This window comes from Brumimicrobium aurantiacum (assembly GCF_003402975.1).
In the GTDB taxonomy this organism is placed as follows: domain Bacteria; phylum Bacteroidota; class Bacteroidia; order Flavobacteriales_D; family Crocinitomicaceae; genus Brumimicrobium; species Brumimicrobium aurantiacum.
The window spans coordinates 381,511-407,144 of sequence record NZ_QURB01000002.1 but is presented as its reverse complement, the minus strand read 5'-3'; the positions used below and the strand labels follow the sequence as shown (position 1 = coordinate 407,144).

Below are 25,634 nucleotides of genomic sequence, written 5' to 3'. Positions count from 1 at the left end.
AAACAAAATTAATGCTTTATATTAGAACACTCAAGAATTTTACAAGAACAAAAATATTATACAATGAAAATAGGAGTTTTATTATCTGGATGTGGAGTTTATGATGGTGCCGAAATACATGAATCTGTATTGACATTATTGGCCATTACTGAAGCAGGACACGAACCTGTTTGTATTGGTATAAATAAAGACCAACACCATGTAATTAATCACACGAATGGTGAAGAAATGAAAGAGACACGTAATATGATGGTTGAGGCCTCTAGAATTGCACGTGGTGAAATCACTGAAATTAATGACCTTTCTCCTGCAGACATTGATATGCTTATCATCCCAGGAGGATTTGGTAGTGCTAAGAACTTCACCTCATGGGCTTTTGAAGGTCCTGATGGAATGATCTTGCCAGAAGTTAAGTTGCTACTAGTGAATATGGTGAATGTTGGGAAACCAGTTGTTGCACTTTGTGTGAGTCCAGTTGTTGTAGCTAAAGCATTTGAAGATTCAGATATAAAAACATTCATGACAATAGGATCTGATAAAGCAGAGTCAGAATATGATATTAATGGTTTTGTAGATGGTTTATCAAAAGCAGGTGTTGCGACTACAATGAAGTTGGCCAATGAAATCAACGTTGATCGTGTAAATAAAATTGTTACTGCACCTTGTTATATGATGAAAACTGATCTAATAACTTTACGCAATAACATTGCAAATGCAATCAATGCTGGTTTAGAATTGGTTTAATTAATTTCGAATTTTTCAATTATGAATTGCGATTATGTGGTTTGGCTTGAGGGCCATAATAAAATCCTGATGCAACTTTTTACTTGCGTTTCTTTCTCACAAAAGAGGAAGTGAATTCAATAAATTCATAATTGCCAATTCGTAATTAAATCTTCATCCTCGCCTGTGGTGTAACGCTCTGATCGGCAAATTTTCCATTCAAATAATGGAATCTGCCGGTTATGGCAATCATTGCAGCGTTGTCTGTACAATATTCAAATTTTGGAATGTAGGTTTTCCAATTGCGCTGTTCTCCTTCTTCCAACAATCTTTTTCTAATGCCAGAATTTGCAGAAACCCCGCCAGCAATAGCTATTTCATTTATTGAATAATGTTTTGCTGCTTTTATCAATTTATCGAACAGAATATCTACGATTGTTTTTTGAAGACTCGCGCAGATATCTGGAAGTCTTTTTTCGATAAAATCCTTGTCCTTTTTTGTTTCTCGTTGTAAAAACTGAAGCACATTTGTCTTTAATCCACTAAAACTGAAATCGAAATTAGCCATTTCTGGTTTGGTGAATTTAAAAGCGTTGGCATCACCTTCTTTTGCATATTTGTCAATTAAAGGTCCACCTGGATAAGGAAGTCCCAATAATTTTGCTGTTTTGTCAAATGCTTCTCCTGCAGCATCATCTTTGGTTGTACCCACAACTTCCATGTCCAAATGATCACGAACAAGCACAACTTGAGTATGTCCACCCGAAACAGTTAAACATAAGAATGGAAAAGAAGGTTTTTCTTTTAATTCGTTATTTTCAATATCATCAATAAAGTGTGCTAAAACATGACCATGCATGTGATTGACTTCTACAATAGGAATGTCTAATCCTAAAGCAAAAGACTTTGCAAAAGATGTCCCAACGATTAAACTTCCTAATAGTCCAGGGCCTCTTGTAAATGCCACAGCATCAATGTCACTAATATGAATTTTAGCATTTTTTATAGCTGCATCAACAACAGGTAAAATATTTTGCTGATGTGCTCTTGAAGCAAGCTCTGGAACTACTCCTCCATAGGCTTCATGAACTTTTTGCCCAGCAATTTCATTACTTAAAATGGCTTCATTTTTGAGGATTGCAGCAGAGGTGTCATCACATGATGACTCAATACCTAGAATGATTATATCTTTTTTTGACAACTTTGAATATCTTTGTTATAACGAATGGCAAAATTACTGAAAATACTAGGGAATTTCACCCTTATTGTGGTTGAGATTTTAACAATCTTAATCATTGTTTTTGCATTTGCGATCAGAACCTCAGATTTTCAAACTTTCTTGGCTCAACAGGGAGCTGTTTACATGTCAAAAAAACTTGAAACAAAAGTCAGTATTGGTAAGGTAGACATAACTTTTTTGGACCGTGTATATTTTGATCAGTTGTATATTGAAGATCAGGAAAAGGATACTTTAGCTTATATCGATGAATTTTATACTAACTTTGATTTAACTGGTGCCATGGCGTTGAACTTCAATTTGGATGAAGTAGGAGTAAAGGATGCCAAGTTTGCTTTAAAAAAATACAAAGGCCAAGAGGATTTTAACCATCAATTTATCCTGGATTATTTTGCAAGTGATACAACACCCTCAGGTGATACAGTTTTTAAGGTGGATATTGCCAAAATTGAAGTTGAAAATGTCAACTTCTCAATGGAAGACTTTAACGATACGATTAATGATTTTGGCGTAGATTTTAATCACTTAAATGCTGAAAATATTTTTTTAGAGGCAGAAAATGTTGAAATCACTCCAAATGAATATAAGGCTAAAATCAATCATTTGGCATTGAAAGAACAAAGTGGATTCAAAATTAAAAGACTCAAATCTGAAGTGGTTTTTGGAAATGAAGGTTTAAATTTAAGAAATACGAATATTAGAACCACCAACTCAAAAATTGTCGCAGATAGTTTTTTGCTTAAAACCAGTGATTTGAATGATTTTTCTCATTTCACTGAAAAGGTACAATTGATCAGCGCTTTTGATACTTCAGATGTTTCTTTGCTGGACGTTTCATATTTTGCACCGCAGCTACAAGGTATGACAGACGTTGTGAGGCTCAAAGGACGTACAAAGGAGCCAGTGAATAATTTGCAAATCGAAGATTTATTTTTGTTCTATGGGAAAGCAACTATGTTAAAAGGTAATTTTTCATTGCCAGATTTTACAAACTTTTCTAAAGCAAATATTGATCAACAAATCGATTATATTTCATTAAATGTACATGATCTTGAACAGTTAGAACTACCTAATAGTGCATCAATTTCAGCAATTGAATGGCCTGAATCTTTGGTTCAGCTTTATACTGTTTCTGCTGAAAATTTGAATTTACATGGCTCATCAACTGACTTACATATTAGAATTGATGAGTTGAATACCAATTTGGGAGATATCGTATTCAATAACGAATTCAGGGTAGAGTCAGATACAAATTTTAATACAAGTCTAATTACACCACTTAACACCTCTGATCATCAGATTGAAATAAAAGATTTTAATATCAATCGTTTATTGAATAGCTCTGATTATGGAAAAGTCAATGGTTTTATAGGACTTGATAACGCTAAACTTCAAAATGGAAACTTCTATGTAAATAATGTTTTTGGGGTATTAAGAAATTTCACTTTGTATAATTATGCCTATGATTATCTGATTCTAGATGATTTCTCATATGAAATGAAAGAAAGTGCTTACAATGTTCAAAATAACGTTGCAGGTAATTTCTATGTTAGAGATGATTATTTAGACCTTTCTTTTAATGGTAAAGCAAGTTTAGGAAATACCCTCGATATTGAAGCTGATATTGCATTAGAATGTGCATACTTAAATAAACTTAACCCTAGTTTAACTGACAGAGGAGAGCTAAACACACAAGTGTATGTTGATGTTACAGGAAAAGACTTCAATGATTTTGTTGGAGAAGTGGTGATTGATTCTATTTACTATGAGGAAGGTGGAGAAGATTTTCATACTACGGATTTTAAAGGTTTTATAAAACGAAGTCAAGTTCGTGATAGTATTTCTATTCAATCTAAAGTTATCGATGTTCAGTTACATGGAAAGGTAGATTATGAAAATGTCGTAGAAAATATTGAGTATCAATTGGCGGAGATCATTCCAACGCTTAATCCAAATAAAGAAAAAGAAATCCTTGATCAATTGACAAACTTTAAATATAATATTCAATTTAAGGGAGTTAATGATATTTTAAATGTGTTTTATCCGTCTTTACAAATTGCTAAAAATGCCAGAATTGACGGATATTATGTTGGAGTAAAAAATAATTTAGGATTAAACCTTAATGCAGATTATCTTTCATTGGATTCCATTAAGGTTATTAATATTATGGCCTTACAAGAAATTTCTAATCAAGAATTATTGGCTTTAATTGATGTAGATTCTGTAACCATGAATGATACCTTAGCGTTTCAAAATATTCACTTTACAGGTCTAGCCGCAAATGGAACGATTGACTCACAATTGTTGTTTGATGATCCCTCTAATTCACGTTCAAGTATTGAGTTTTTGACCTTCTTAAAAGATGAATCTGGAGTAGATATAAAACTAATGCCTTCTTATATTAACATCAATGAAAATCGCTGGGATTTAGTAAAAAAGGCTGAAATTATGTATTCTGATAGTTGCTTGGTTGTAGATGGATTGAAATTAGAACACGAAGAACAATATCTCTCCGCTAATGGACAACTTTCTAATTCGATATACGACAAGTTATACATTGATGTTATGGATCTAGACTTGAAAGAATTCAGCCGCTTTTTAGGTCCAGATATGGAATTGTCAGGTATTGCAAATGTTGCAGGATATATTACCACACCACTAACTGATTTACAGTTTTTTGGAGAAGCAATTGTTGAGGAACTTTACGTAAACGAAACTGGAGTAGGGAACATTAGTTTTGGTGCGGATTATCAATCAGAAAAAGGAAAGGTAGAAATGTTTGGAGATATTTTCTCCTTGAAGAAGCAAACCTTTGCCTTTGAGGGTGATTATCTAATTAATAAAGACGAAGATTTAGGACATTTAGATTTTGATTTGAATTTTAAATCTACTGATATTAGTGTCGTTAAGGAATTCTTAGATCCCGATGTTATTCGTGATTTACAAGGGAAACTAGTAGGAGAGTTAAAACTTACTGGAACTTTTCAAGAGCCAAATTTATTAGGGAAAATTGATTTTGATGAAGGGAAAGTAAACATAGCACTATTAGGATCAGACATGTTCTTTAATGGAGAAATAGAATCTACCAAAGACGGTTTCTTTATTGATGTTATGCCCATAAAAGATGTGGAAGGTAATACAGGATTCATTACAGGCTCTTTATTCCATGATAATTTTTCTAATTTCATATTTGAAATCATTGTAAATATGAAAGAACATCCTACCAAACGTATGCCCAATGATCCATCTCGGGCATTACCGGTTAACCGTTTTAAGGTAATGAATACAAAGTATGAAATTGATAGTTATTATTATGGAGATGCATACGTTACAGGAATTGCCAATATTTCAGGAACATTGGATGATTTATCAATCATAGTGAATGCGAAAACTGAAAGTGGAACGCGTTTCGTTTTACCGATGTATGGTCCTACAACAATTGAAGACGATGGTTTTATTACTTTCAAAGATGCCGAAAAATTAGAGGAAGTTGAGAAGAAAGTCGATTTAACTGGAGTTGAACTACAATTGAACTTTGAGGTAACAGAAGATGCTTTAGCAAAGTTAATTTTTGATGAGAAAATAGGAGATGAAATTTCGGCTAGGGGAACAGGAAACTTGAGTTTATCGGTAAATCAATTTAATGAATTGACAATGGATGGAACTTATACTGTGGCCAGTGGAGTGTATAACTTTGCAATGGGTCCATATAAACAAAACTTTAATATCCAATCTGGAAGTACAGTTCAATGGGCCGGTGATCCGCTTGAAGCTTTGCTTGATATTGACGCATTCTATAAAACAACAGCCAATCTATCGGTGGTAATGCCAAATAATGTGATAGATGATCAAAGTTCTAACAATGAAGAGATTTTATCTTATTTGATGATAGACGGAAATATGATGAATCCTGAAATTTCCTTTGACATTGAGGCACCTAAAGCTTCTGAATCTGGAAAAGCTGTTATTTCAAGAATCAAAAGTGATCAAGACGAGTTGAATAAACAGTTCTTTTCTATTTTGATTTCGAAATCTTTTATGCCGTTGGCAACCGTTTCTGGTGGAAATGGTGGGGCAATTTGGGATCTTGCATCTACACAGATTAATTCTTTATTGAATAATATTTCAGAAGAATACCAAATGAACGTAAACTTAGAAAATGATGAATATTCTGGACAGTTTTCTGGAGAATTTGGAGTTTCAAAAGGCTTTTTAGATGATCGATTATTGGTTTCAGGGTCATTTGGAGTAGGTACTCAACAAGCTGAAGCTACTGCCAATACTGAGTTGACAAATCAAAACACCTTAATTGGAGATGTGAAAGTAGAATATCTACTCAATGAACAAGGTACTTTCAGAATGAATGTATTCAATGAGTCGAATAACTATACAGTTTTACAAAATGAGGCAAAAGGACAATTTACCCAAGGTGTAGGGGTAAGTTATAAAGAAGATTTTCATACATTAGAGGACTTTAAACTATTTCAGTTTTTCGCTAATATTTTTAGAAAACGTGAAAATTGGGTAGATTTACAAGAAAGCAAAGATAAAAGGGTTCCAATCCCTGAAAAATATTTAGAAGAAAAAGGAACAAAAAACGAAGAAGAATAATGAAGAAAGTATTAATCGCCAATCGAGGGGAAATTGCCAGAAGGGTAATTCGAACATTGAAAAAAATGAATATTGCATCTGTTGCAGTTTACTCTGAAGCAGATAGAAATGCTCCCTTCGTTCATGAAGCCGATGAATCAGTACTTATTGGACCAGCTCCATCTGCAGAAAGTTATCTTGTTCAAGATAAAATTATTGATGCAGCTAAGGACTTAAATGTTGACGGAATTCACCCAGGATATGGTTTTTTATCTGAAAATGCTGAATTTGCTGAAAGACTTAAAAAAGAAGGGATTACTTTAATTGGACCTTCTGCAGAAGCAATGCAGTTGATGGGAGATAAATTAAGTGCTAAGCAAGCAGTAAAAGCTTATGATGTGCCATTAGTTCCTGGAATTGACAAAGCTGTAGTTGATTTTGATGAAGCCAAAGAAATTGCAGTTCAAATAGGATTTCCTGTTTTAATTAAAGCATCTGCCGGTGGTGGAGGTAAAGGAATGAGATTAGTCGAGAAAGCTGAAGACATGAAAGAACAAATGGAATTAGCTCAGTCTGAGGCTCGTTCTTCTTTTGGTAATGACGCAGTTTTCGTTGAAAAATTTGTAACAAAACCAAGACACATTGAAATTCAAATTTTTGCTGATAATCATGGTAATGTAATTTACCTACATGAACGTGAATGTAGTATTCAAAGACGTCACCAAAAAGTGATTGAAGAAGCTCCTAGTGCAGTTTTAACACCAGAATTGAGACAGAGAATGGGAGAATCAGCTTGTGCTGTTGCAAAGGCCTGTAATTATTCAGGTGCTGGAACAGTTGAGTTCTTATTAGATGGTGATCTTAATTTCTATTTCTTAGAAATGAATACACGTTTGCAAGTTGAGCATCCTGTAACAGAAGAAATCACTGGATTAGATCTCGTTGAAATGCAAATTCGTGTTGCAAATAACGAAATGTTATCGATTAAACAAGAAGATGTTCAATTGAATGGACATGCGATGGAAGTACGTGTTTATGCAGAAGATGCACTTTCAAACTTCACTCCTGATATTGGAACATTAAACCGATACCAAAAACCAGTTGCAGATTATATTCGTATTGATGATGCATTTGAAGAAGGTATGGAGATACCAATTTATTATGATCCAATGATTGCAAAATTGGTTACTTGGGGTGAGAATAGAGAAGAGTCTATTGACAGAATGATTAAAGCGATTGATGCTTATGAAATTTCTGGATTGAGAACAACACTTGACTTTGGTAAATATGTTATGAAACATGAAGCCTTTAGAAGTGGTGATTTTGATACCAATTTTATTAAGCATTATTTCTCTGACCCAAATGTACTTCATACAGCGCAAGAGGAGGAGAAAAGAGCTTTAGAAGCCTCTTTAGATACCCTTTGGAATGATGTAATTGAAAAGAAAAATAATGAAGTTGCTTCAGAGTTGATCAAATAGAATTTAATAAAGTATTTTAAGTTTTGAAGAGACGTACAATTGTATGTCTCTTTTTTTATTATTCTTTTCTTGTGATTTTATGAGATAGGGATAGGGTAGTAACTAGATTTACTCCATTAAAAAACCCACAACTCTATAGAATTGTGGGTTTCTTTGTATTGTTTAATTCAATTATGAATTGATAATCTCGTCATATTGTTCTTGCCATCTTTCTAAGTCTTCGAAATATGGAGCTCCTTTGTCCATCATTTCCTTGGCTTGAGCAGTTAACCTCATTTCTTTTAGCACTTTAGCTGACTGAAATAGAGCTGACATTAATATCTTTTGATCTGCTTCAGACCATGACATAACATCTGCATCTTTCATTAACTTATTGGCTTCTTCCCATTTGTTACGACCAGTTGTTGCGTCATTTTTTCTTGTTCTTAGAGCACCTTCCATATATAAAGCAGGAATGTAGTCTCTACCAAACTTATATAATCTCATTGACCAACCAAATGCTCGTTTGTATTCTTCGTTTTCAACTTCATTTTGGATGATTTCAAGTAAAGAGAATTTCAATTCGTTGATAAACTCAGTGTGTTTTTCTTCTACTTCACCTGATTCATCATAACGTAGCATTTTACCCATTGCTGTAAAGGCATCCTTGTAGGCTCCTTTATATTCATCGTCTCTTTCAGCTTGGAATGAAATTTTATACAGTCCATATGACATATAGTAATATGGTAATGGGTCTTTACTGGTTGAACTTTTTGTTGTGTATCGGTCTGCTTTCTTGATTAATTTTTCCCAATCACCATCTGCCTGAATTATTAATAAATCTTCATAAGTGTTTTGAGCAAACAACATGAATGAAGAAAATATAAATGCGAATGCTGGTATTAGTTTTTTCATTATTACTTTGTTTTTTTTTAATACTTAAATTCAAGAACTGTGCCTAAATTTAAAACTTGTTTGTGTTATATACTTAATAAGTTTCTAATAATACACATTTTTACGAAAATAGCAATTCTCTAAAGTTGATAAATTAGGTTTTTCTGTCCTCCATTAAATATTTCCAATGTTTTAAATTAGGAGAATGGTCTATTACAACTTTACAAATCGCAAGAATAGGAACTGTTAAAATCATCCCTACCAGTCCTGAAACAGCACCAAATATGACTAAACTTAAGATGATAATCAATGGGTTGATGTTTACATTATTTCCCATAATTTTAGGAGTTATAATGTTTCCTTCGAGAAATTGTACCAAAGCAAATACCGCAACAACTCCAAATATATACCAAGCCGAGTCTTTCGTAAGAATAGCAATTATGATAGGTATTACTCCACTCACGAAAACACCAATATAGGGTAGTGGAGTTAATATTGCAGCCAATATTCCCAAGAATAATGAATATTTAATTCCAAGGGCAAATAAACCAATAGATGTAAGTGTTCCAACGACCAACATCACGATAAGCATTCCTTTAATGTATTGGTAAAGGTTTTGTTTTATGCCATCTATAACTTCGTCACTGTCTTTGTTTCCTTTACTTCTACGTTGTGCTTCTTTTACAAATCTATATACGTTGTTTCTGTAAAGAAGCATGAAAAAGATATATACAGGACAAGTTACCATAAACATCAACATGTTCGATAATCCTTTATATCCTCCTTCTAACATTGAAATTAATCCACCTTTTATGGCAGATAAATATTGTTGTAAGGATTCTGTTTTAACTGAAATCAACTCACTTATCTTTTGGGCTGTTAAGTCATCAGCATCAATGTGTAAAAAGTTTTCATTTTCACTCATCATTTTGGGTAACTCTGTAACAATAGCTTGACTTTGAAAGATTAATACAACTAAAATTCCTGAAGTCAAAATCAATAAAACGAAAACTGTCAATGCAACAGATATTGCCTGATTAATTCCCAAACGTTCAAAAAACTTGACAATGGGCAAAACAATCAAAGAAAGAATTGCTGAAAACAATATTGGCATCAATACAGATGTAAAAAAGTAAAATGCAAGTATTATAAATGTTATGATAAATAACACCTTTGTAATTCTATCAAGTTTGAAGTTTTGTGTCATTGTAGCAATTTTAGTTAATAATTAATTCCAATAGTTATTGTTATCACTATTGGGCAATAAAACAACTAAAATAATTATTAAAATGAGTTATTTCGCACTATCAATTAAGAGATTAAGTATTTTGATTGCAGATGACGAAATTTTAGTTCCAGGACCAAATACACCAAAAACACCAACATCATATAGATACTTATAATCTTGTTGCGGAATAACTCCTCCAGCGACTACCATAATATCACCTCTACCATAGTTTTCAAGCTCTTTTATAATTTGCGGAACCAATGTTTTGTGTCCTGCAGCTAATGAAGAAACACCAACAACATGTACATCATTTTCGATGGCTTGTTTTGCAGCTTCTTTTGGCGTTTGGAATAATGGTCCTATATCAACATCAAATCCAATGTCAGCAAAAGATGTAGAGATAACTTTAGCACCTCTATCATGACCGTCTTGTCCCATTTTGGCAATCATAATTCTAGGTCGTCTACCTTCTAATTTGGCAAATTCTTCAGCTTTGTTTTTAGCTGTGTTAAAATCGTTGTCTTGCATAGATTCACTTGAATAAACTCCACTGATCGAACGGATTGTCGCTTGATATCTTCCAAAAGATTTCTCCATTGAAGAAGATATTTCACCTAAACTTGCTCTATTTCTAGCACATTCAACTGCTGCTTCCAGAAGATTTCCTTCTTTCGATGCCGCGATTTTCTCCAGTTCAGCCAATGATTGCTGTACCTTTTCTTCATCTCTATTGGCCCTTAATTCTTTTAAACGCTCAATTTGAGATAGTCGGACCTTAGTATTGTCAACTTCTAATATTTCAATTTCTTCTTCTTTGTCCAATTGGTATTTATTAACCCCAACAAGAACATCTTTACCAGCATCTAAACGGGCTTGTTTTCTTGCAGCTGCTTCCTCAATTCTCATTTTAGGAACACCTGTCTCAATCGCCTTGGCCATTCCACCAAGTTCTTCAACCTCTTCTATTAATCCCCAAGCTTTTTCTACCAACTGGTCTGTTAATTTCTCAACATAGTAGCTTCCTCCCCAAGGATCGATGAAATCAGTAATTCCAGTTTCCGTTTGAAGGTAAATTTGAGTGTTTCTAGCAATTCTTGCAGAAAAATCTGTTGGCAATGCGATAGCTTCGTCAAGTGCATTGGTATGTAAAGATTGTGTTCCACCGAAAACTGCAGACATCGCTTCGATACATGTTCTCCCAACATTGTTGAACGGATCTTGTTCGGTTAAACTCCATCCTGAAGTTTGACAATGTGTTCTTAATGCCAATGATTTTGGATTACTTGGATTGAATCGCTTTACAATTTTCGACCAAAGAAGTCTACCAGCACGCATTTTTGCAATTTCCATGAATTGATTCATTCCAATTCCCCAGAAAAAACTCAATCTTGGTGCAAAATCATCTATTTTTAAACCAGCTTCTATTCCCGCTCTTAAATATTCTAATCCATCGGCTAGGGTATAGGCCAACTCAATTGAAGCTGTTGCTCCAGCTTCTTGCATATGATATCCAGAAATGGAAATAGAGTTAAATTTCGGCATATTTTGAGAAGTGTACTCAAATATATCAGAGATAATTCTCATTGATGGCAAAGGTGGATAAATATAGGTGTTACGTACCATGAACTCTTTCAAAATATCGTTTTGAATCGTTCCTGAAAGCAACTTCTTATCAACTCCTTGCTCTTCTGCAGCAACAATGTAAAAGGCCATAATCGGAATAACAGCACCATTCATCGTCATAGAAACAGACATTTTATCTAAAGGAATTTCATCGAAAAGCAATTTCATATCCATGATAGAATCGATGGCAACTCCAGCTTTTCCAACATCTCCTTCCACACGTTCGTGGTCTGAATCATATCCTCTATGGGTAGCAAGATCAAAGGCTACAGATAGTCCTTTCTGACCTGCTTTTAAATTTCTTTTGTAAAAAGCGTTGGATTCCTCTGCCGTTGAAAATCCTGCATATTGTCGAATTGTCCAAGGACGAGCAGTGTACATTGTTGAATATGGACCTCTTAAGTAAGGAGGAATTCCAGATACAAAATGACGCTGTTTTAATGCAGAAATATCTTTAAATTCATAATAAGATTTTAAGTCAATTTTCTCTGCGGTTTCATGCGTTTTCACGGCTTCGTGAGTCGATGAGTTTTTATTTTCTAATGGTGATACCTTATTAAAATCTACTTTTTTCATAACTCAACTTCAATTTTACAATCTTTTTCTAATACGACCGGTGTTCCGAATACTGTTTCTACATCGATTTTCCAATCAAGGTTTTGTGGATCTTCATTAAAGTATTTATTGATCCCAATATGTGTCTTTTCTTTTTGTTCAGCTTGTGAAATTCTTAACGCGGCTATTTTTTTAATTTCTGACTTTAAATTCTCTAATCCTTCTTTTTCTAACTTTTGGAAAGTACTCCAAGCCTTAGTTTTTAAAGTTTGTATCAATTCTTCAATGATGTAAGAACCTCCTGCTGGGTCTATCACTTTATCCAAATATGATTCTTCCTTCAATAATAATGCGATATTCAAACCTAAACGTTGTGTTTTGTCAAGGTTTTCATCAGTTGACCAAGCATTGTATGGTCGAATCGTTAACTCATCTATTCCTCCAAGAACTGCTGATAATGACTCTGTAGTTTGTCTCAATAGATTATTGTGTGGGTCTTTAATTGATTTGTTGATAAATCCGGTTTCAGCCTCAATGTATGGAATTGTTGAACATTCATGCTCTGGCTTGTAACTTTGAACCACGGTGTACCACAAGGATCTAAATACTTTGAACTTGACCAATTCAAAGAAGAAATTACTTCCAATTCCGAATCTAAACTTTAGTTGTGCTACAGCATCATCTACAGTCATTCCATCATCCATTAATGCAAATAACTCTTCATGACCTTTGTGTAAAGCATAGGCAATCTCTTGATGAACATTTCCTCCTGAATATTGAACATCAATAGCGTTGATAATAATGTTTCTTCTAGATTTAATTATCTTAAACTTTTGATTACCTGTGTTTATAGAAGTGTTATTTATATCTTTAGTTTCGGTAATTTTATTGATCCATTCATATTGTTCTTCTGTTGAATAAAAGAATGTAGAAGTAATGTGTTCAAACTCAATCTCCTTAATTACCAGTTCGCAATCAGCAGTACTGAAGTCAGAAAAATCGATTGTTAAACCTGTTGCTCCATTCATAAGCTGTTTTAAAGCAAACGAATTCATTTTTTTTGGAGAATCTAACGGTACAAAAACATTGTTGATCCAGTCATTGTTGTTTATCCTACCGCCTCTTGAATAGTCTGCTTGTCCAGGAGTGTTGTGATTTCCATTGTCATCGTTAGCTAAGCCATAAGAAGCATATTCTACTTCTTCGATTGGATGAAACTTATGAAGTGCATCTTCAATGCTTTTTCCTTTTAAATCTTTTTCCACTTTATTACGCCATTCTTCGGCAGTGGATGTTGAGAAATCTTTATAGAAATCGGTCATATACGAAGGTATTGTTTTAGAACAAAATTAATAATAATCGATAATAATGTATTAGTCTGTATCGCTTTATTAATCACAAAAGTCGTAAAATATTTAATCTAAGGATTATTTTTAATACTAAAATGTTAAATTCATAGGTAAAAACAGGTTATGAAGGTATATTTAGGTGTATTGATATTTAGCGGAATTCTTTTCAGTTGTTCGAATAATAGAACTGAAGATTTGGTAGATTCAAAATTAGAAGACGTAGCGCAAAATGATTTGAGTGAATCAGAGGGTGAAAAGCCCGATGATATGATTTTAAGTGATACGTCTTACGATATGAATCATTATTCAGGAAACGCAGAAATTGCAACTTATTCGCTTAAAAAAGCACGATATAATGGTGTGCATGAAGGGGAGGTTGTTTTGATATTTGTGACAGAACCTTTTCTGATTGAAAAACAAGTAAAAGCTGATAATCCAAATAACGATAATAGTGTGAATGTACTTAAGATGAATAGAATCGATCGTTTTGCCACAGGATTATACGATTACTCACAATTTACTTCTGTTTTTACACCAATTGAAAAATTTAGTGCTCAATATCCACTGAAAGTCACATTTGGAAGTCAAGATTGGTGCGGACAATCTTTTATGCAAATGAATCACAATAATGGTTTTGACCTTATGCAAAGATCCTATTTTGAATCTGAAGGTGATACATCTTTTCATATCGATCATGTGATATTGGAGGACAATATTTTTAACATGCTAAAAACATCTGTTGATTTGTTGCCAGTAGGGGACTTTGATGTTTTTCCAAGTGCTGCAACTTTAAGAAATTCTCATCAAGGAATGAAGGACTATTCAGCAATTGGAAAAAGTTATGAATCAGAGGGGTTGTATGTTTACGAGTATGAAATTCCTGCATTGAAAAGAACTGTAGAAATTCAAGTTGATTTAGAACAGAACAATAGAATAGTGTCATGGAAAGAAACTTATCCAACCGTATTTGATGGTGAGTTAAGAACTTCTATTTATGAATTGAAAGGTGTAGAGTCAATGCCTTATTGGAAATATAACAGGGTTGGAGATGTAGAGAAGAGAAGTGAATTTAAACTGATCTATTGATAAATACAAGATTTTTTATTGATTAAATTAGGAATTATTAATCTAGTTGTTTATCTTGGTCAAATTCGATGAAAACTCGATGTTATTTTAATAATTTAGATAAATATATATTATGGGTAGACCGCCAACAAGACCAGCGAAACTGAAAGATGGTTTTTATATAGAAGTAAGAAACGAAGGTTCAAAAGCTAATGGTATCAAGATTCGTAGAGATACTAAGGAAGAAATGGAAATGGCCATCGAAGATTACAATAGAATTAAAGATGTAACAGTTTTAGGTGAGCTCAAAAATGACAAGTGGGTGAACAAGAAAGAAGCTAAAGCTGCTAAAAAGAAGTAGTTTGTGTTACCAAGAATCTTAAAAGCTTTCCAATAGTGGAAGGCTTTTTTTTGTGGAATTTATTTTTTAGAATATAATAAAAATGACCAAATTAAAACCTTTCCTACCATGGATAATTTTGTTCACAGTTGCATTGGCAAGTATTCCGGTAATTTTGCACCATAAGGGATTTGGAAGTGCAAAAATACTTGGTATTGTTGTCGTAATTCTAGTTGTTGCTGCTTTGTGGGTGTGGAGAATTAATACACGAAAGAAATCTCCACGTAATGCAAAAATAAATTTGACAGTCAATGATAAGCACTGGATGAATAGATATATATCATTCTACAAGCGTCTTGATAATAAAGATAAAGTGATTTTTGAAAATAGGATTGCCATTTTCATTGCGGATGTCACAATCACTGAAATAGGAAAAGATAAGCCTGAAAAAGAAACATGTTTGTATGTCGCTGCTAGCGCAATAATTGCTTTCTGGGGTTTGCCATATTACAATTATGGTAATTTGCAAGAGGTGTTGGTGTATCCTTCTAATTTTGATGATGATAATTCACTAAATAAGCATGGAGTGATTAGTGGTAAAGTTCATCATGGTGGCTTAATGAATAACACAATGATTCTTTCTTTGCCAGCCTTAGTTAAAGGTTTTCAAATTGATAATGATAAACAAAATGTTGGAATACATGAATTTGCGCATTTACTTGATAAATCTGATGGTCAAATTGACGGTGTGCCAGAATATTTAGGTGAAGAGGATAAAAAGATTTGGGTTCAATTGATGAAGGAAACCATGCGAAAAATTAACGATGGAGACTCAACAATACCCGATTATGGAGGAATATCAGAAGCTGAGTTTTTCGCTGTAATAACAACATATTACAAAGAATGTCCGCAACTCTTGAAAATTAAAAACAGACCATTGTTTGATTTTCTAGAAAATTATTTCAATGCTACAAAGTCTTAAATTATCGTCTAGATTTAAATTAAATATGCATTCTTTTCGCCCTCTAAATCAACCTCAATTCTATCTTGAAGGGTGGTGGAAAGCGTTAATCCAACATAATCACATCGAATAGGGAAGCTCCTGTGTTTACGGTCTACCAAGGCTACTGTCTTTACTTTTTTTGTTGGTCGTTCTAGGAGTTTTAATAAAGCGTATTGCATTGTTCTGCCAGAGTTAATGACATCATCAATCAATATAATTGTATTTTGATCAAAATTTTCGAGAGGAATGTTTGTTGTGATCTTATGATCTAAAGGTTTTTTCTTGTCGATCGAAAGCTCACAAACTTCAATTTTTTGTTGACCAATGTCCTCTAAACGTTGTGCAATTTCTTTGGCGATTTCCAAACCATTACCACGGATTCCAACCAAATACAATTGTTCTTCATCAAAATTGTTTTCTACGATTTGATAAGCAATACGATCTAGCTTTTGTTGAATTTGTCTATTGTTGAGTACAAGTGTTTTCATATTCTTTTAGTTCCTATTTCTAATCCATCTCTGAAAAGCTGCTGCATTTCTATTGTGTTGTGAAAGTGATTTTGCAAAATTATGTAAACCGTCGCTATTTGGTTTTGCACACATGTACATGTATCCATTGTTTTCGGCGTTGAGTACAGCATCAACAACAGAGGAAGGTGGAATAAATATTGGGCCAGGAGGAAGGCCAGCGTAAATATAAGTGTTGTAGGGACAATCCCTATCTCTGTGCTCATAGGTAAGTCTTTCAACTCCTTTCAGTTCATCGCCCCAACAAAATCTAAATGTTGGATCTGATTGTAATTTCCAACCTCTTCTAATTCTGTTTAAATATAATCCAGCGATTGTTTTCCATTCTTCTGGGTGCTTGTCTTGTTCTTTATAAACAATTGAGGCAACAGTAACGGCGTCTGATTGACTTTCTAATCCTACTTGTTTTAATTTAGCGATACGTTCAGGAGTCCAAAACTTTTTAAACTCTGAAGCCATTTTATTAATGAATTCTTTGTGGTCAGTATCCCAGTAAAATCGATAAGTATTCGGAAGGAATAAGGCGCCTATTTTTGCTTCATTGAAACCGTATTTTTTCAATATTGAGTCTGATAAAATATAGTTTACAAAAGTAGCGCTATCCATTTCAATTTGCTTTGAAACTTTACCTGCAATATCTTTGATGTGTAGACAGTTGTTGAATGTTACTTCAACTTCTACTTCTTTGTTTCCGTTGTTTAAACTATTAAGTGTAAACCCATTGATTAAGGTTTTGTATTCTGTTCCTGAAGCAACGATGTATTTACCTGCTCCAAGATTGTTTTCATCAAATTCTTTGTAGTCTAAAACAGATTGAAAAGCATCAATATCATCGATTATATTTTGACGGACAAGAATTGCTTTTAACTCCTTTATAGTGGTGTTTGTTGGAATGTAAACGGCAACATCTTCTGTGTTGATTGTTTTTTTGTTTCCTCCGAAGTAGGCATTAATCGTGGTACAAGAATGAAGTACAACTACAAAGGCAAAAAGCAATACAATTGTTGATAATCGCAAAGGGGAATTCATTTTAGATAAATTTTTGGTAAAAATACGCATCAATTCCTTTTTGATTGTATAAATACCAATCTTTTCTCGTACCTGTTTTAACAAATCCACTTTTTTCAAAAAGAGCGATACTTGATGTATTGTCAGCTTGAATATCACAAAAGAGTTGTTTCAAGCCGATTTTCTTAGCTGCGAATGCTGATGTAATTTGTATGGCTTCTTTGGCATATCCTTGATTTCTGTTTTCATTATTGGCGATCAGAATACCAATTCCTGCACGTAAATGTTTAAAGTCGATATTGTATAAATCTATCGCTCCAACGGCATCGTCGTTATCTTTTCGGCAAATCAATAATCGCAATTGTTTGTTTTCACGTATTTTACTTGCTGTTCTAACATAATCTTGTATCTGCAATAGAGAGTATGGTGCTTCAGTTTCGCTATAGCGCCAATTTTCTGTGTCATTTTCCCAGAGTAGTATCAAATTGACATCATGCTCTTCAATAGGTCTCAAGTATATTTTATCTCCCTTTAACATATAGTTCAAAAATACAAATTTTATTGTTAATACAGAAGGTTTAGAAAGTTAGCCTCAGGAATTAGTTCTACTTATATTTCAATTTGACCAACGAAAACCTTCTCTGCCGGACCGATTAAAAAAATCGAATCAAAAGTTGTTGGAGCGTCTTCCATTCTTTCAGCTTTTACGTTTAATTCTCCTCCTTTAACTTGAATTCTTACATCAATGTCGTAATAATCTAACACTAAAGCATAAGCTAAGGCGACTGCTGTTGCACCTGTCCCACAAGAAAATGTTTCATCTTCTACACCGCGTTCGTAGGTTAGCATTTCCAAGTGATTATCCTCTAAAACTTCAACTAAGTTAACGTTGATTCCTTCTTTTTTGTATTTATTGGAATAGCGAATGTTCTGACCATATTCAACGATGTTTTCATGATCTACATCAGCGACAAATTTCACATAATGAGGACTTCCTGTGTCAAGAATAAATGCTGTATCATCCTTTTCAAAATGATCAACTTTGTTCATTTTCAATGATACGATATCTTGATTTACTGCCGCAAGGTGAAGGCCATCAATCGCTTCGAATTGTGCTGTGTCGTTGAATAGTTTTAAGGAATGAGCGAAGTGGACCGCACATCTAGCACCGTTACCACAAAAGCTTTTAGATCCATCAGAATTATAATAATCCATGATGAAATCTAGTTTTTCATGTTTAAAAATTAAGATTACTCCATCAGCTCCAATTCCAAATCTTCGGTCGCAAAGTGCTGAAATTTGTTCTTTTGCTAATTGGAATTCACTGTTTTGCGTACAGTCGACCATGATGAAATCGTTACCTGTTCCCTGGTATTTCGTAAATGAAAGCGTCATTATAATTTTAATGTCTTAAATTGTTTTGTTTTTTGAAGTACGATATTGATGGTTTCAGAAGTCAAAACGATTTGATCTTCGTTGTTATCTAGTTTTAAAATAATAGGATCATTTGGATTAAAACCGAATAATTTCAATCTGTTTCTTGAAAGCTCATAACCCGTAATATTGAGTGGGCTTTTCCAAAACTCTACCACAATGGTGTTTGAAAAAGATTTGCTTTTAAAATCAAGAATTTTAGAAATATCCGCAGAATCTAACTTGTTGGAATCTCTTAAGTCGATTGAACGTTTAGTGATTAATTCCTCTGTTATGATTGTTTCTTCGTCTGGATTACTCTCATAGTCGTCAGACTCAATGGTCGTATTCAAGTTTTCTTTGTCCTCCTCAAGGTCTTTTGTCGGTATGGAATCAATGATGAAGATGGTGTCTCTTATAATTAAAGGTTTGATTGCTTTTTGAGTAGGGGAAGGTGTTTGAATGTGGATGGTGTCAAAAACCACTTCTTTCTCTATGTCTTTAATGTTTTTTGAAGTACTTGCTATTTTACTTTCAATATTATCCTGTGTATATGAATTCGCAAAGTATCCAGCGATTCCACCACATAAAAAGAGTATTGAGTATAGAAAAATTTTTTTCATTTAAAAATAAGCATCATAAGGACAAAGCAAATGTAGTAAAAAAGAATAGAATATTGCTTAACATCATTTAACAGCGAAAAAATCACATTGAAACAATTTTGGTGTTAATATTGGAGCAGTCAAACACACAATAAAAAAAATAAGAATTATGAAAAAAAATATAAAATCAATTGGCTTAGGGATTTTAGGCGGTATCGTGCCTTTGGGGGTATTCTTAATGGTTGAAACATCAGAATACTCTAATCAATCAATCAATTCAAAACAATATATCGATCAACCATCGGCATCGGTTTCTCAAGTTAACTTTGCGCCATCAGAAATCAATGAAAAATTAGATTTCACCAAAGCGAGTCAAGAAAGTGTTCATTCGGTGGTTCACGTGAAAACTAAAGTTGTACAATCTTATGTTCAAACCGACCCTTTTTTAGAGTTTTTCTACGGGCCAGGTGCCGGAAGAGAACGTAAGCAATATGGAAGTGGTTCAGGTTCTGGAGTTATTGTTTCAGAAGATGGGTATATTGTAACCAACAATCATGTGATACAAAACGCAAGTGAAATTCAAGTTACACTAAACGATAATACAACCTTTGACGCTACAGTAGTTGGAGCAGATCCTTCAACAGACATTGCGGTGTTGAAAATTGAAAAAACGGGTTTACCAGCGATTTCAATTGCTAACAGTGATGATGTTAAAGTAGGGCAGTGGGTATTAGCTGTTGGGAATCCATTTAATCTAAATTCAACGGTAACAGCTGGGATCGTTTCTGCTAAAGCGAGAAATATAAATATTATAGGAAGTAAGAATAAAGAAATAATGCCTATTGAATCTTTTATTCAAACGGATGCAGCTGTAAATCCAGGGAATTCTGGAGGTGCGTTGATCAATACACAAGGTCAATTAATCGGTATCAATACAGCGATTGCTTCTCAAACTGGTAGTTATGCAGGTTATTCTTTTGCTGTTCCTTCTCGTTTGGTGGCTAAAATTATGAGCGACCTTATAGATTATGGAATGGTTCAGCGAGGATTCTTGGGAGTACAAATTCAAGAAATTACACAGGAATTAATCAATGAAAAAGAACTTGAGAATTCAAGCGGAATCTATGTAGCTGGAGTTAACGAAGATTCTGGTGCAGAGAAAGCAAAAATTAAAGTTGGAGATGTTATCCTTAAAGTAGGTTCTAAATCTATTAATTCAGTAGCAGAATTACAGGAAGAAATTGGAAGAAGACGTCCAGGTGATGAAGTAGCATTAACAATTCGTAGAGATGGTGAAATCATCAATAAAAAAGTAGAATTGAAAAATATTGAAGGAAATACAGAGCTAACTTCAAAAGAAGAGTTGGAAAAATATTCTGCCCTTGGTGCGACCTTTGAAGAGTTAACAAGAGAAGAAAAGAAAGAGTTGAATATTGAGAATGGAGTAAAAATTTCATCAATTTCAACAGGTAAATTAAGATCTTTAGGATTGTCGAAAGGAATCGTTATTACAAAAGTTAATAATGAAGAAGTGACTAGTGTAGAACAGCTTACAAGTTACTTAAAACGTAAAGACCAGAATGGAGTCTTACTAGAAATTGTAACAAAAAGTGGAAGGAAAGATTATATTGGATTTGGATTGTAACCAAATTTAAAATATTCCGTAATATCAATGCTCCCGTTCAGTTTAGGCGGGAGCATTTTTAATTTATAATTGACATTTAATTAATTTGGACACATTAATATTTTGTAGAATAGTTTAATTGATTTAAATTTGCAAAACTTTATTTATCCATTATTTAAAATAAGGAAAAGAAAAACATGAGACAACTTAAAATAACAAAGTCAATAACCAATCGTGAAAGTCAATCCCTAGATAAATATCTTCAAGATATAGGAAAAGAGGAGTTGATTACTGCCGATGAAGAGGTGGAGTTGGCACGAAAGATCAAACAAGGAAACCAACGAGCTTTAGAGAAATTGACAAGAGCGAACCTTAGATTCGTTGTCTCAGTAGCAAAACAATACCAAAATCAAGGATTAACACTTCCAGATTTAATTAATGAAGGGAATTTAGGTTTGATTAAAGCTGCACAGAAATTTGATGAAACGCGTGGATTCAAATTTATCTCTTACGCAGTTTGGTGGATTCGTCAATCTATTTTATCTGCTTTGGCAGAACAAGCAAGAATTGTACGTTTGCCATTAAACCAAGTAGGTTCGTTGAATAAAATCAACAAAGCATTTTCTCGTTTAGAGCAAGAGTATGAACGTCCACCTTCAGCTGAGGAATTGGCAGAGGCGTTGGAAGTTCCTGAAGATAAGATTAAGGAAAGTATGAATGTTTCTGGACGTCACGTATCTATGGATGCTCCTTTATCAGCAAATGAAGATGGTGGTACATTGATGGATGTAATGGCCAATGGAGATTCACCAAAAGCTGATACATTGTTGATGTCTGAATCATTGCAACGTGAAATTGAACGTTCATTGTCAACATTAACGGATAAAGAGCGTGAAATTATTCGTTTATTCTTTGGAATTGGAATGAATCACGGTTTGACATTGGAAGAAATTGGTTCAAAATTCAACTTGACGAGAGAAAGAGTTAGACAAATTAAAGAAAAAGCCATCAGGAGGTTGCGACACACTTCGCGTAATAAACTTTTGAAAGCTTATTTAGGATAAGAGATTTCGGGGCTGCTAGTATTAGCGGCCCTTTTTTTATGTGAAAAATAATAAATTAACCATAAACAATAGAATATGAATACTTCAAACGGGTATGAAGAACAGTTAGACGCTCACGTTAAAAGAGAAAGAGCAGCTGTAAAATTAGCAAGTAAAACCGGTCAGCTTCTTTACGATAAAGGAGTGGAGTTAGTATTATTTAGAAACCACCTTGTTGGATTAACAGTTTCTGAAATTATGAATTTGCATAACTACTCTAGAAAGGTAGTTCAAAAACCAATAGATGTTTTTACAACTTCAGATTTAGCAGAAGCACTTTTGTCTTTAGATTTAGCACCTTCAAAATTGGACATCGGCCGTTTGGCTTTTGAATACAATGAAGCTAAAGCAAACTTTGATGGAATGGAGGCCTTTTTGAGAGACACTTTGAAAGACTTTATTGGACAAGACAAAGCAAAAACAGAACCTAGAGACGTTGTACTTTATGGATTTGGTAGAATTGGTCGTTTAGCTGCTCGTGAATTAATTAAACAAGCTGGTAAAGGTCAACAATTACGTTTAAGAGCAATCGTTACAAGAGATGTTTCAGCTGATATTATTAAAAAACGTGCTGCTTTATTTGTGAATGATTCAGTTCACGGTGCTTTTGATGGAACTGTAGATGTAGATGTTGAAGGAAAAGTTTTAACAATCAATGGAATGAGAGTTCATATGATTGAAGCTAAGAATCCAGAAGATATCGATTATTCTGAATACGGAATTGATAATGCTTTAATTATTGACAATACAGGTGTATTTACTGACAAAGAAAGTTTATCAAGACATCTTCAAGCTAAAGGTTCTTCACGTGTAATTCTTACAGCTCCAGGAAAAGAAATTCCGAACATTGTTTACGGAATTAATCAAGGAACTTTAGATATTGAAAATCAAAAGATATTCTCAGCAGCATCATGTACTACGAATGCAATTTCACCAGTTTTAAATGTTGTGAATGATAAGTTTGGAGTAGTGAAAGGGCATATTGAAACAGTTCATGCATATACTAATGACCAAAACCTTTTAGATAATATGCACAAAAAACCACGTAGAGGTCGTTCAGCGGCAATCAACATGGTAATTACTTCAACTGGAGCAGGAAAAGCGGTAACTAAAGTTATTCCAGACTTAGAGAATAAATTAACTGCAAACGCTGTTCGTGTTCCTACACCAAATGGTTCTTTGGCAATTCTTTCTTTAGAATTAGATAAAGAAGTTTCAGTTGAGGAAATCAACAGTGCAATCAAGCATGCTGCTTTAAATGGAAGTTTGATTAACCAAATTCACTATTCAATAGATGAAGAATTGGTGTCAAATGATATCATCGGTAACACATGTTGTTCTGTATTTGATTCTCCAGCAACAATTGTATCTAATGATAAGAAAAACGTTGTATTGTACACTTGGTATGATAATGAGTTTGGATACACAAAACAGGTTATTCGTTTAGCTAAATATGTAGCTAAAGTGAGAAGATTAATCTATTACTAGGATAGAATTCAAAATAAATTTAAAAGTCGGGCAGAGGTGTCCGACTTTTTTGTTTATAATTCCTCCTTTAATTAAGTTGATTTTACTTATTGTTTATATTTTTAACGAATATGAAAGAAAGGTTTACTGTAAAAGTATTGGGTACAGGGACATCTCAGGGAGTTCCTGTGATTGGATGTGAATGTGAAGTCTGTACTTCTAATGATCCAAAAGATAATCGATTAAGAAGTTCAATCCTAATCAATTGGAAAGGAGAAAACTTCGTTGTTGATTCAGGCCCTGATTTTAGACAACAAATGTTACGGGAAAACGTCAAGTCGCTACGTGCAGTATTGTATACACATGAACATAAGGACCATGTTGCAGGAATGGATGATGTACGGTCTTATAATTTCTTAGAAAAGAGAGATATGGAATTGTATTGCAATGAAGATGTTTCTGCAACCTTGAAACGTGAGTTTCATTATGCTTTTGGTGATAATTTATATCCGGGTGTACCTAGGGTAAATATTAACTTGGTCGAGAATAAGCCTTTTCAACTACTTGATGGACCAATGGTTACACCAATTTTAATGTACCATTATAAAATGCCAGTGTATGGCTATAGGATAGGAGATTTTGCCTATTTGACAGATGTAAAAACAATACCTCCTTCAGAATTAGAAAAGCTAAAAGGAGTGAAAACCCTAATTTTAGACTGTTTAAGAGAGGAGCCTCATATCTCTCATTTAAGTCTAGAAGAAGCTTTAGATATTATTCGTGAATTGAAACCAAACAAGACTTATTTGACTCATATTTCTCATTTATTTGGAACACATGAGCAAATAAAAGTTAAATTGCCTGAAAATGTTTTTCCGGCTTTTGATGGTTTAGAGATTGATGTTCAGTGATTTGTGTTATGAATAACTCATTGAGTGAAGTGTTGTTAACATTGAGTTATTGAAATATTAGGTGTCTTAAATCTTTCTTAATCCAAAAGAACTGTTAACTTTATTACGAATTATTAAAACTTATAATTATGAAAAAAATCATTTTAACAGGTTGTTTGGCAGTTTCTGCATTGTTTGCAGGTAGCGCAAATGCACAGACTTTTGCAGACGTAGAAAAACCAACAGATGCTACTCCTTTTTCTATTGAAACTACTTTGGGTGGTACTTATGGTAACGGAATGAATTGGACAGCACCAGCATTACGTGGTCGTTATTTTCTAGACAATAATATTGCAGTTCGATTACAAGTTGGACTTGGAGATGGAATGGGTAGTGCAATGTCAACAACAGAGCGTTATTACGAGAATGCTGATGGTTCTGGAGGGGAAGGAACACTTGAATTCAATCGTATGGCTGTAAATCTTCAATTAGGTGGTGAATACCATTTCGTTGGAACGCAAAAGTTAGATCCTTATGCTTATTTAGGTGTTAACTTTGGTTTTGGTAACCAAAAAATAGTTGCTACTGAATTAGATCCTACTGATACTTACAATGCAGATTATTCATATGAATCATCAGGGTCGTACTCTAACATCGGTGGTGTACTCGGATTAGGTATGGATTTCTACTTTGTGGAAAATGTATACATTGGTGCAGAGTTAGGTCTGGGAGTAACTGGATTTACTTACCAGGATCAAGAAAGAACTGATAATTTTGTAGTGGGTGGTACTCAACAAACTGTTGAGAATAAAGTAGCAGGATACAAGGAATCATTTATTGGAACTCAAGGAATGCTTCGTTTAGGATGGAGATTCTAAATTTCAACTTTTTTGAAATGTAATTCTAAGAAGGCCGATGTAAGCATCGGTCTTT

21 protein-coding genes are annotated in these 25,634 nt (G+C 33.7%); 11 read left to right on the top strand and 10 right to left on the bottom strand.

The features are described from left to right. The first annotated feature begins 63 nt into the window (after window positions 1-63). Window positions 64-744, top strand: a complete 681-nt coding sequence (gene elbB / locus DXU93_RS05040) for an isoprenoid biosynthesis glyoxalase ElbB (protein ID WP_116880168.1) — start codon at window positions 64-66, stop codon at window positions 742-744. 145 nt (window positions 745-889) lie between these two features. Here the strand turns inward: elbB and tsaD are convergent, their stop codons facing one another. After that, window positions 890-1,924, bottom strand: coding sequence for a tRNA (adenosine(37)-N6)-threonylcarbamoyltransferase complex transferase subunit TsaD (tsaD, locus tag DXU93_RS05035; RefSeq protein ID WP_116880167.1), 1,035 nt, complete (start codon window positions 1,922-1,924; stop codon window positions 890-892). Window positions 1,925-1,948: 24 nt separating this feature from the next. On the opposite strand from tsaD, the gene DXU93_RS05030 reads away from it, so the two are divergent. Then, window positions 1,949-6,571, top strand: coding sequence for a translocation/assembly module TamB domain-containing protein (locus DXU93_RS05030; protein ID WP_116880166.1), 4,623 nt, complete (start codon window positions 1,949-1,951; stop codon window positions 6,569-6,571). After that, window positions 6,571-8,031 (top strand): acetyl-CoA carboxylase biotin carboxylase subunit, encoded by a 1,461-nt coding sequence (locus tag DXU93_RS05025; protein WP_116880165.1) that lies wholly within the window; start codon window positions 6,571-6,573, stop codon window positions 8,029-8,031. The genes DXU93_RS05030 and DXU93_RS05025 overlap by 1 nt, the downstream gene beginning before the upstream one ends. A 171-nt stretch (window positions 8,032-8,202) precedes the next feature. Here DXU93_RS05025 and DXU93_RS05020 read toward each other — a convergent pair whose 3' ends face one another. The 4 genes from DXU93_RS05020 to DXU93_RS05005 form a co-directional block, all read right to left on the bottom strand. Next, a complete protein-coding gene (locus tag DXU93_RS05020; protein WP_123776048.1) occupies window positions 8,203-8,925 on the bottom strand; it encodes a hypothetical protein in 723 nt (240 codons plus the stop codon). Window positions 8,926-9,058: 133 nt separating this feature from the next. Next, window positions 9,059-10,111 (bottom strand): AI-2E family transporter, encoded by a 1,053-nt coding sequence (locus DXU93_RS05015; protein ID WP_116880163.1) that lies wholly within the window; start codon window positions 10,109-10,111, stop codon window positions 9,059-9,061. A gap of 87 nt (window positions 10,112-10,198) precedes the next feature. Continuing rightward, entirely contained in the window at window positions 10,199-12,331 is a 2,133-nt protein-coding gene (gene scpA / locus DXU93_RS05010) for a methylmalonyl-CoA mutase (RefSeq protein ID WP_116880162.1), read from the bottom strand. After that, window positions 12,328-13,632 carry a methylmalonyl-CoA mutase family protein gene (locus tag DXU93_RS05005; protein ID WP_116880161.1) on the bottom strand — a complete coding sequence of 435 codons (1,305 nt, stop codon included), beginning with the start codon at window positions 13,630-13,632 and terminating at the stop codon, window positions 12,328-12,330. The genes scpA and DXU93_RS05005 overlap by 4 nt, the downstream gene beginning before the upstream one ends. Window positions 13,633-13,782: 150 nt before the next feature. Between DXU93_RS05005 and DXU93_RS05000 the strand changes: the two genes are divergently transcribed. The 3 genes from DXU93_RS05000 to DXU93_RS04990 all read left to right on the top strand — a co-directional run bounded on the left by DXU93_RS05000 (window position 13,783) and on the right by DXU93_RS04990 (window position 16,046). Next, on the top strand, window positions 13,783-14,745 hold the full coding sequence (locus DXU93_RS05000; RefSeq protein ID WP_116880160.1) for a hypothetical protein: 963 nt from the start codon (window positions 13,783-13,785) through the stop codon (window positions 14,743-14,745). A gap of 112 nt (window positions 14,746-14,857) precedes the next feature. Further along, window positions 14,858-15,085, top strand: coding sequence for a hypothetical protein (locus tag DXU93_RS04995; protein ID WP_116880159.1), 228 nt, complete (start codon window positions 14,858-14,860; stop codon window positions 15,083-15,085). Between the two features lie 82 nt (window positions 15,086-15,167). Continuing rightward, window positions 15,168-16,046: a M90 family metallopeptidase gene (locus DXU93_RS04990; RefSeq protein WP_116880158.1), complete on the top strand. Its 879-nt coding sequence runs from the start codon at window positions 15,168-15,170 to the stop codon at window positions 16,044-16,046. Between the two features lie 14 nt (window positions 16,047-16,060). Here the strand turns inward: DXU93_RS04990 and DXU93_RS04985 are convergent, their stop codons facing one another. The 5 genes from DXU93_RS04985 to DXU93_RS04965 all read right to left on the bottom strand — a co-directional run bounded on the left by DXU93_RS04985 (window position 16,061) and on the right by DXU93_RS04965 (window position 19,638). Then, window positions 16,061-16,555, bottom strand: a complete 495-nt coding sequence (locus DXU93_RS04985) for a phosphoribosyltransferase family protein (RefSeq protein ID WP_116880157.1) — start codon at window positions 16,553-16,555, stop codon at window positions 16,061-16,063. 6 nt (window positions 16,556-16,561) lie between these two features. Further along, entirely contained in the window at window positions 16,562-17,623 is a 1,062-nt protein-coding gene (mltG, locus tag DXU93_RS04980) for an endolytic transglycosylase MltG (protein WP_165851336.1), read from the bottom strand. A 1-nt stretch (window position 17,624) separates the two neighbouring features. Then, window positions 17,625-18,140, bottom strand: a complete 516-nt coding sequence (locus tag DXU93_RS04975; protein ID WP_116880155.1) for a GNAT family N-acetyltransferase — start codon at window positions 18,138-18,140, stop codon at window positions 17,625-17,627. 71 nt (window positions 18,141-18,211) lie between these two features. Further along, complete coding sequence (gene dapF / locus DXU93_RS04970) at window positions 18,212-18,997, bottom strand: diaminopimelate epimerase (RefSeq protein ID WP_116880154.1); 786 nt, start codon at window positions 18,995-18,997, stop codon at window positions 18,212-18,214. Then, complete coding sequence (locus DXU93_RS04965; protein ID WP_116880153.1) at window positions 18,997-19,638, bottom strand: hypothetical protein; 642 nt, start codon at window positions 19,636-19,638, stop codon at window positions 18,997-18,999. The genes dapF and DXU93_RS04965 overlap by 1 nt, the downstream gene beginning before the upstream one ends. Window positions 19,639-19,786: 148 nt before the next feature. On the opposite strand from DXU93_RS04965, the gene DXU93_RS04960 reads away from it, so the two are divergent. The 5 genes from DXU93_RS04960 to DXU93_RS04940 all read left to right on the top strand — a co-directional run bounded on the left by DXU93_RS04960 (window position 19,787) and on the right by DXU93_RS04940 (window position 25,579). Beyond that, entirely contained in the window at window positions 19,787-21,262 is a 1,476-nt protein-coding gene (locus DXU93_RS04960) for a Do family serine endopeptidase (RefSeq protein WP_116880152.1), read from the top strand. 176 nt (window positions 21,263-21,438) lie between these two features. Beyond that, window positions 21,439-22,305, top strand: a complete 867-nt coding sequence (locus DXU93_RS04955; protein ID WP_116880151.1) for a sigma-70 family RNA polymerase sigma factor — start codon at window positions 21,439-21,441, stop codon at window positions 22,303-22,305. A 75-nt stretch (window positions 22,306-22,380) separates the two neighbouring features. Further along, window positions 22,381-23,832, top strand: a complete 1,452-nt coding sequence (locus tag DXU93_RS04950) for a glyceraldehyde-3-phosphate dehydrogenase (RefSeq protein ID WP_116880150.1) — start codon at window positions 22,381-22,383, stop codon at window positions 23,830-23,832. A gap of 110 nt (window positions 23,833-23,942) precedes the next feature. Beyond that, window positions 23,943-24,722 (top strand): MBL fold metallo-hydrolase, encoded by a 780-nt coding sequence (locus DXU93_RS04945; protein WP_116880149.1) that lies wholly within the window; start codon window positions 23,943-23,945, stop codon window positions 24,720-24,722. A 128-nt stretch (window positions 24,723-24,850) separates the two neighbouring features. Continuing rightward, window positions 24,851-25,579, top strand: coding sequence for a hypothetical protein (locus tag DXU93_RS04940; RefSeq protein WP_116880148.1), 729 nt, complete (start codon window positions 24,851-24,853; stop codon window positions 25,577-25,579). Window positions 25,580-25,634 lie beyond the last annotated feature (55 nt).

What these genes read in the sequence shown, in the direction of transcription:
- elbB (WP_116880168.1), top strand. Translation starts at nt 64, where the DNA reads ATGAAAATAGGAGTTTTATTATCTGGATGTGGAGTTTATGATGGTGCC.
- DXU93_RS05030 (WP_116880166.1), top strand. Translation starts at nt 1,949, where the DNA reads ATGGCAAAATTACTGAAAATACTAGGGAATTTCACCCTTATTGTGGTT.
- DXU93_RS05025 (WP_116880165.1), top strand. Translation starts at nt 6,571, where the DNA reads ATGAAGAAAGTATTAATCGCCAATCGAGGGGAAATTGCCAGAAGGGTA.
- DXU93_RS05020 (WP_123776048.1), bottom strand. Translation starts at nt 8,925, where the DNA reads ATGAAAAAACTAATACCAGCATTCGCATTTATATTTTCTTCATTCATG.
- DXU93_RS05015 (WP_116880163.1), bottom strand. Translation starts at nt 10,111, where the DNA reads ATGACACAAAACTTCAAACTTGATAGAATTACAAAGGTGTTATTTATC.
- scpA (WP_116880162.1), bottom strand. Translation starts at nt 12,331, where the DNA reads ATGAAAAAAGTAGATTTTAATAAGGTATCACCATTAGAAAATAAAAAC.
- DXU93_RS05005 (WP_116880161.1), bottom strand. Translation starts at nt 13,632, where the DNA reads ATGACCGATTTCTATAAAGATTTCTCAACATCCACTGCCGAAGAATGG.
- DXU93_RS05000 (WP_116880160.1), top strand. Translation starts at nt 13,783, where the DNA reads ATGAAGGTATATTTAGGTGTATTGATATTTAGCGGAATTCTTTTCAGT.
- DXU93_RS04995 (WP_116880159.1), top strand. Translation starts at nt 14,858, where the DNA reads ATGGGTAGACCGCCAACAAGACCAGCGAAACTGAAAGATGGTTTTTAT.
- DXU93_RS04990 (WP_116880158.1), top strand. Translation starts at nt 15,168, where the DNA reads ATGACCAAATTAAAACCTTTCCTACCATGGATAATTTTGTTCACAGTT.
- DXU93_RS04985 (WP_116880157.1), bottom strand. Translation starts at nt 16,555, where the DNA reads ATGAAAACACTTGTACTCAACAATAGACAAATTCAACAAAAGCTAGAT.
- mltG (WP_165851336.1), bottom strand. Translation starts at nt 17,623, where the DNA reads ATGAATTCCCCTTTGCGATTATCAACAATTGTATTGCTTTTTGCCTTT.
- DXU93_RS04975 (WP_116880155.1), bottom strand. Translation starts at nt 18,140, where the DNA reads ATGTTAAAGGGAGATAAAATATACTTGAGACCTATTGAAGAGCATGAT.
- dapF (WP_116880154.1), bottom strand. Translation starts at nt 18,997, where the DNA reads ATGACGCTTTCATTTACGAAATACCAGGGAACAGGTAACGATTTCATC.
- DXU93_RS04965 (WP_116880153.1), bottom strand. Translation starts at nt 19,638, where the DNA reads ATGAAAAAAATTTTTCTATACTCAATACTCTTTTTATGTGGTGGAATC.
- DXU93_RS04960 (WP_116880152.1), top strand. Translation starts at nt 19,787, where the DNA reads ATGAAAAAAAATATAAAATCAATTGGCTTAGGGATTTTAGGCGGTATC.
- DXU93_RS04955 (WP_116880151.1), top strand. Translation starts at nt 21,439, where the DNA reads ATGAGACAACTTAAAATAACAAAGTCAATAACCAATCGTGAAAGTCAA.
- DXU93_RS04950 (WP_116880150.1), top strand. Translation starts at nt 22,381, where the DNA reads ATGAATACTTCAAACGGGTATGAAGAACAGTTAGACGCTCACGTTAAA.
- DXU93_RS04945 (WP_116880149.1), top strand. Translation starts at nt 23,943, where the DNA reads ATGAAAGAAAGGTTTACTGTAAAAGTATTGGGTACAGGGACATCTCAG.
- DXU93_RS04940 (WP_116880148.1), top strand. Translation starts at nt 24,851, where the DNA reads ATGAAAAAAATCATTTTAACAGGTTGTTTGGCAGTTTCTGCATTGTTT.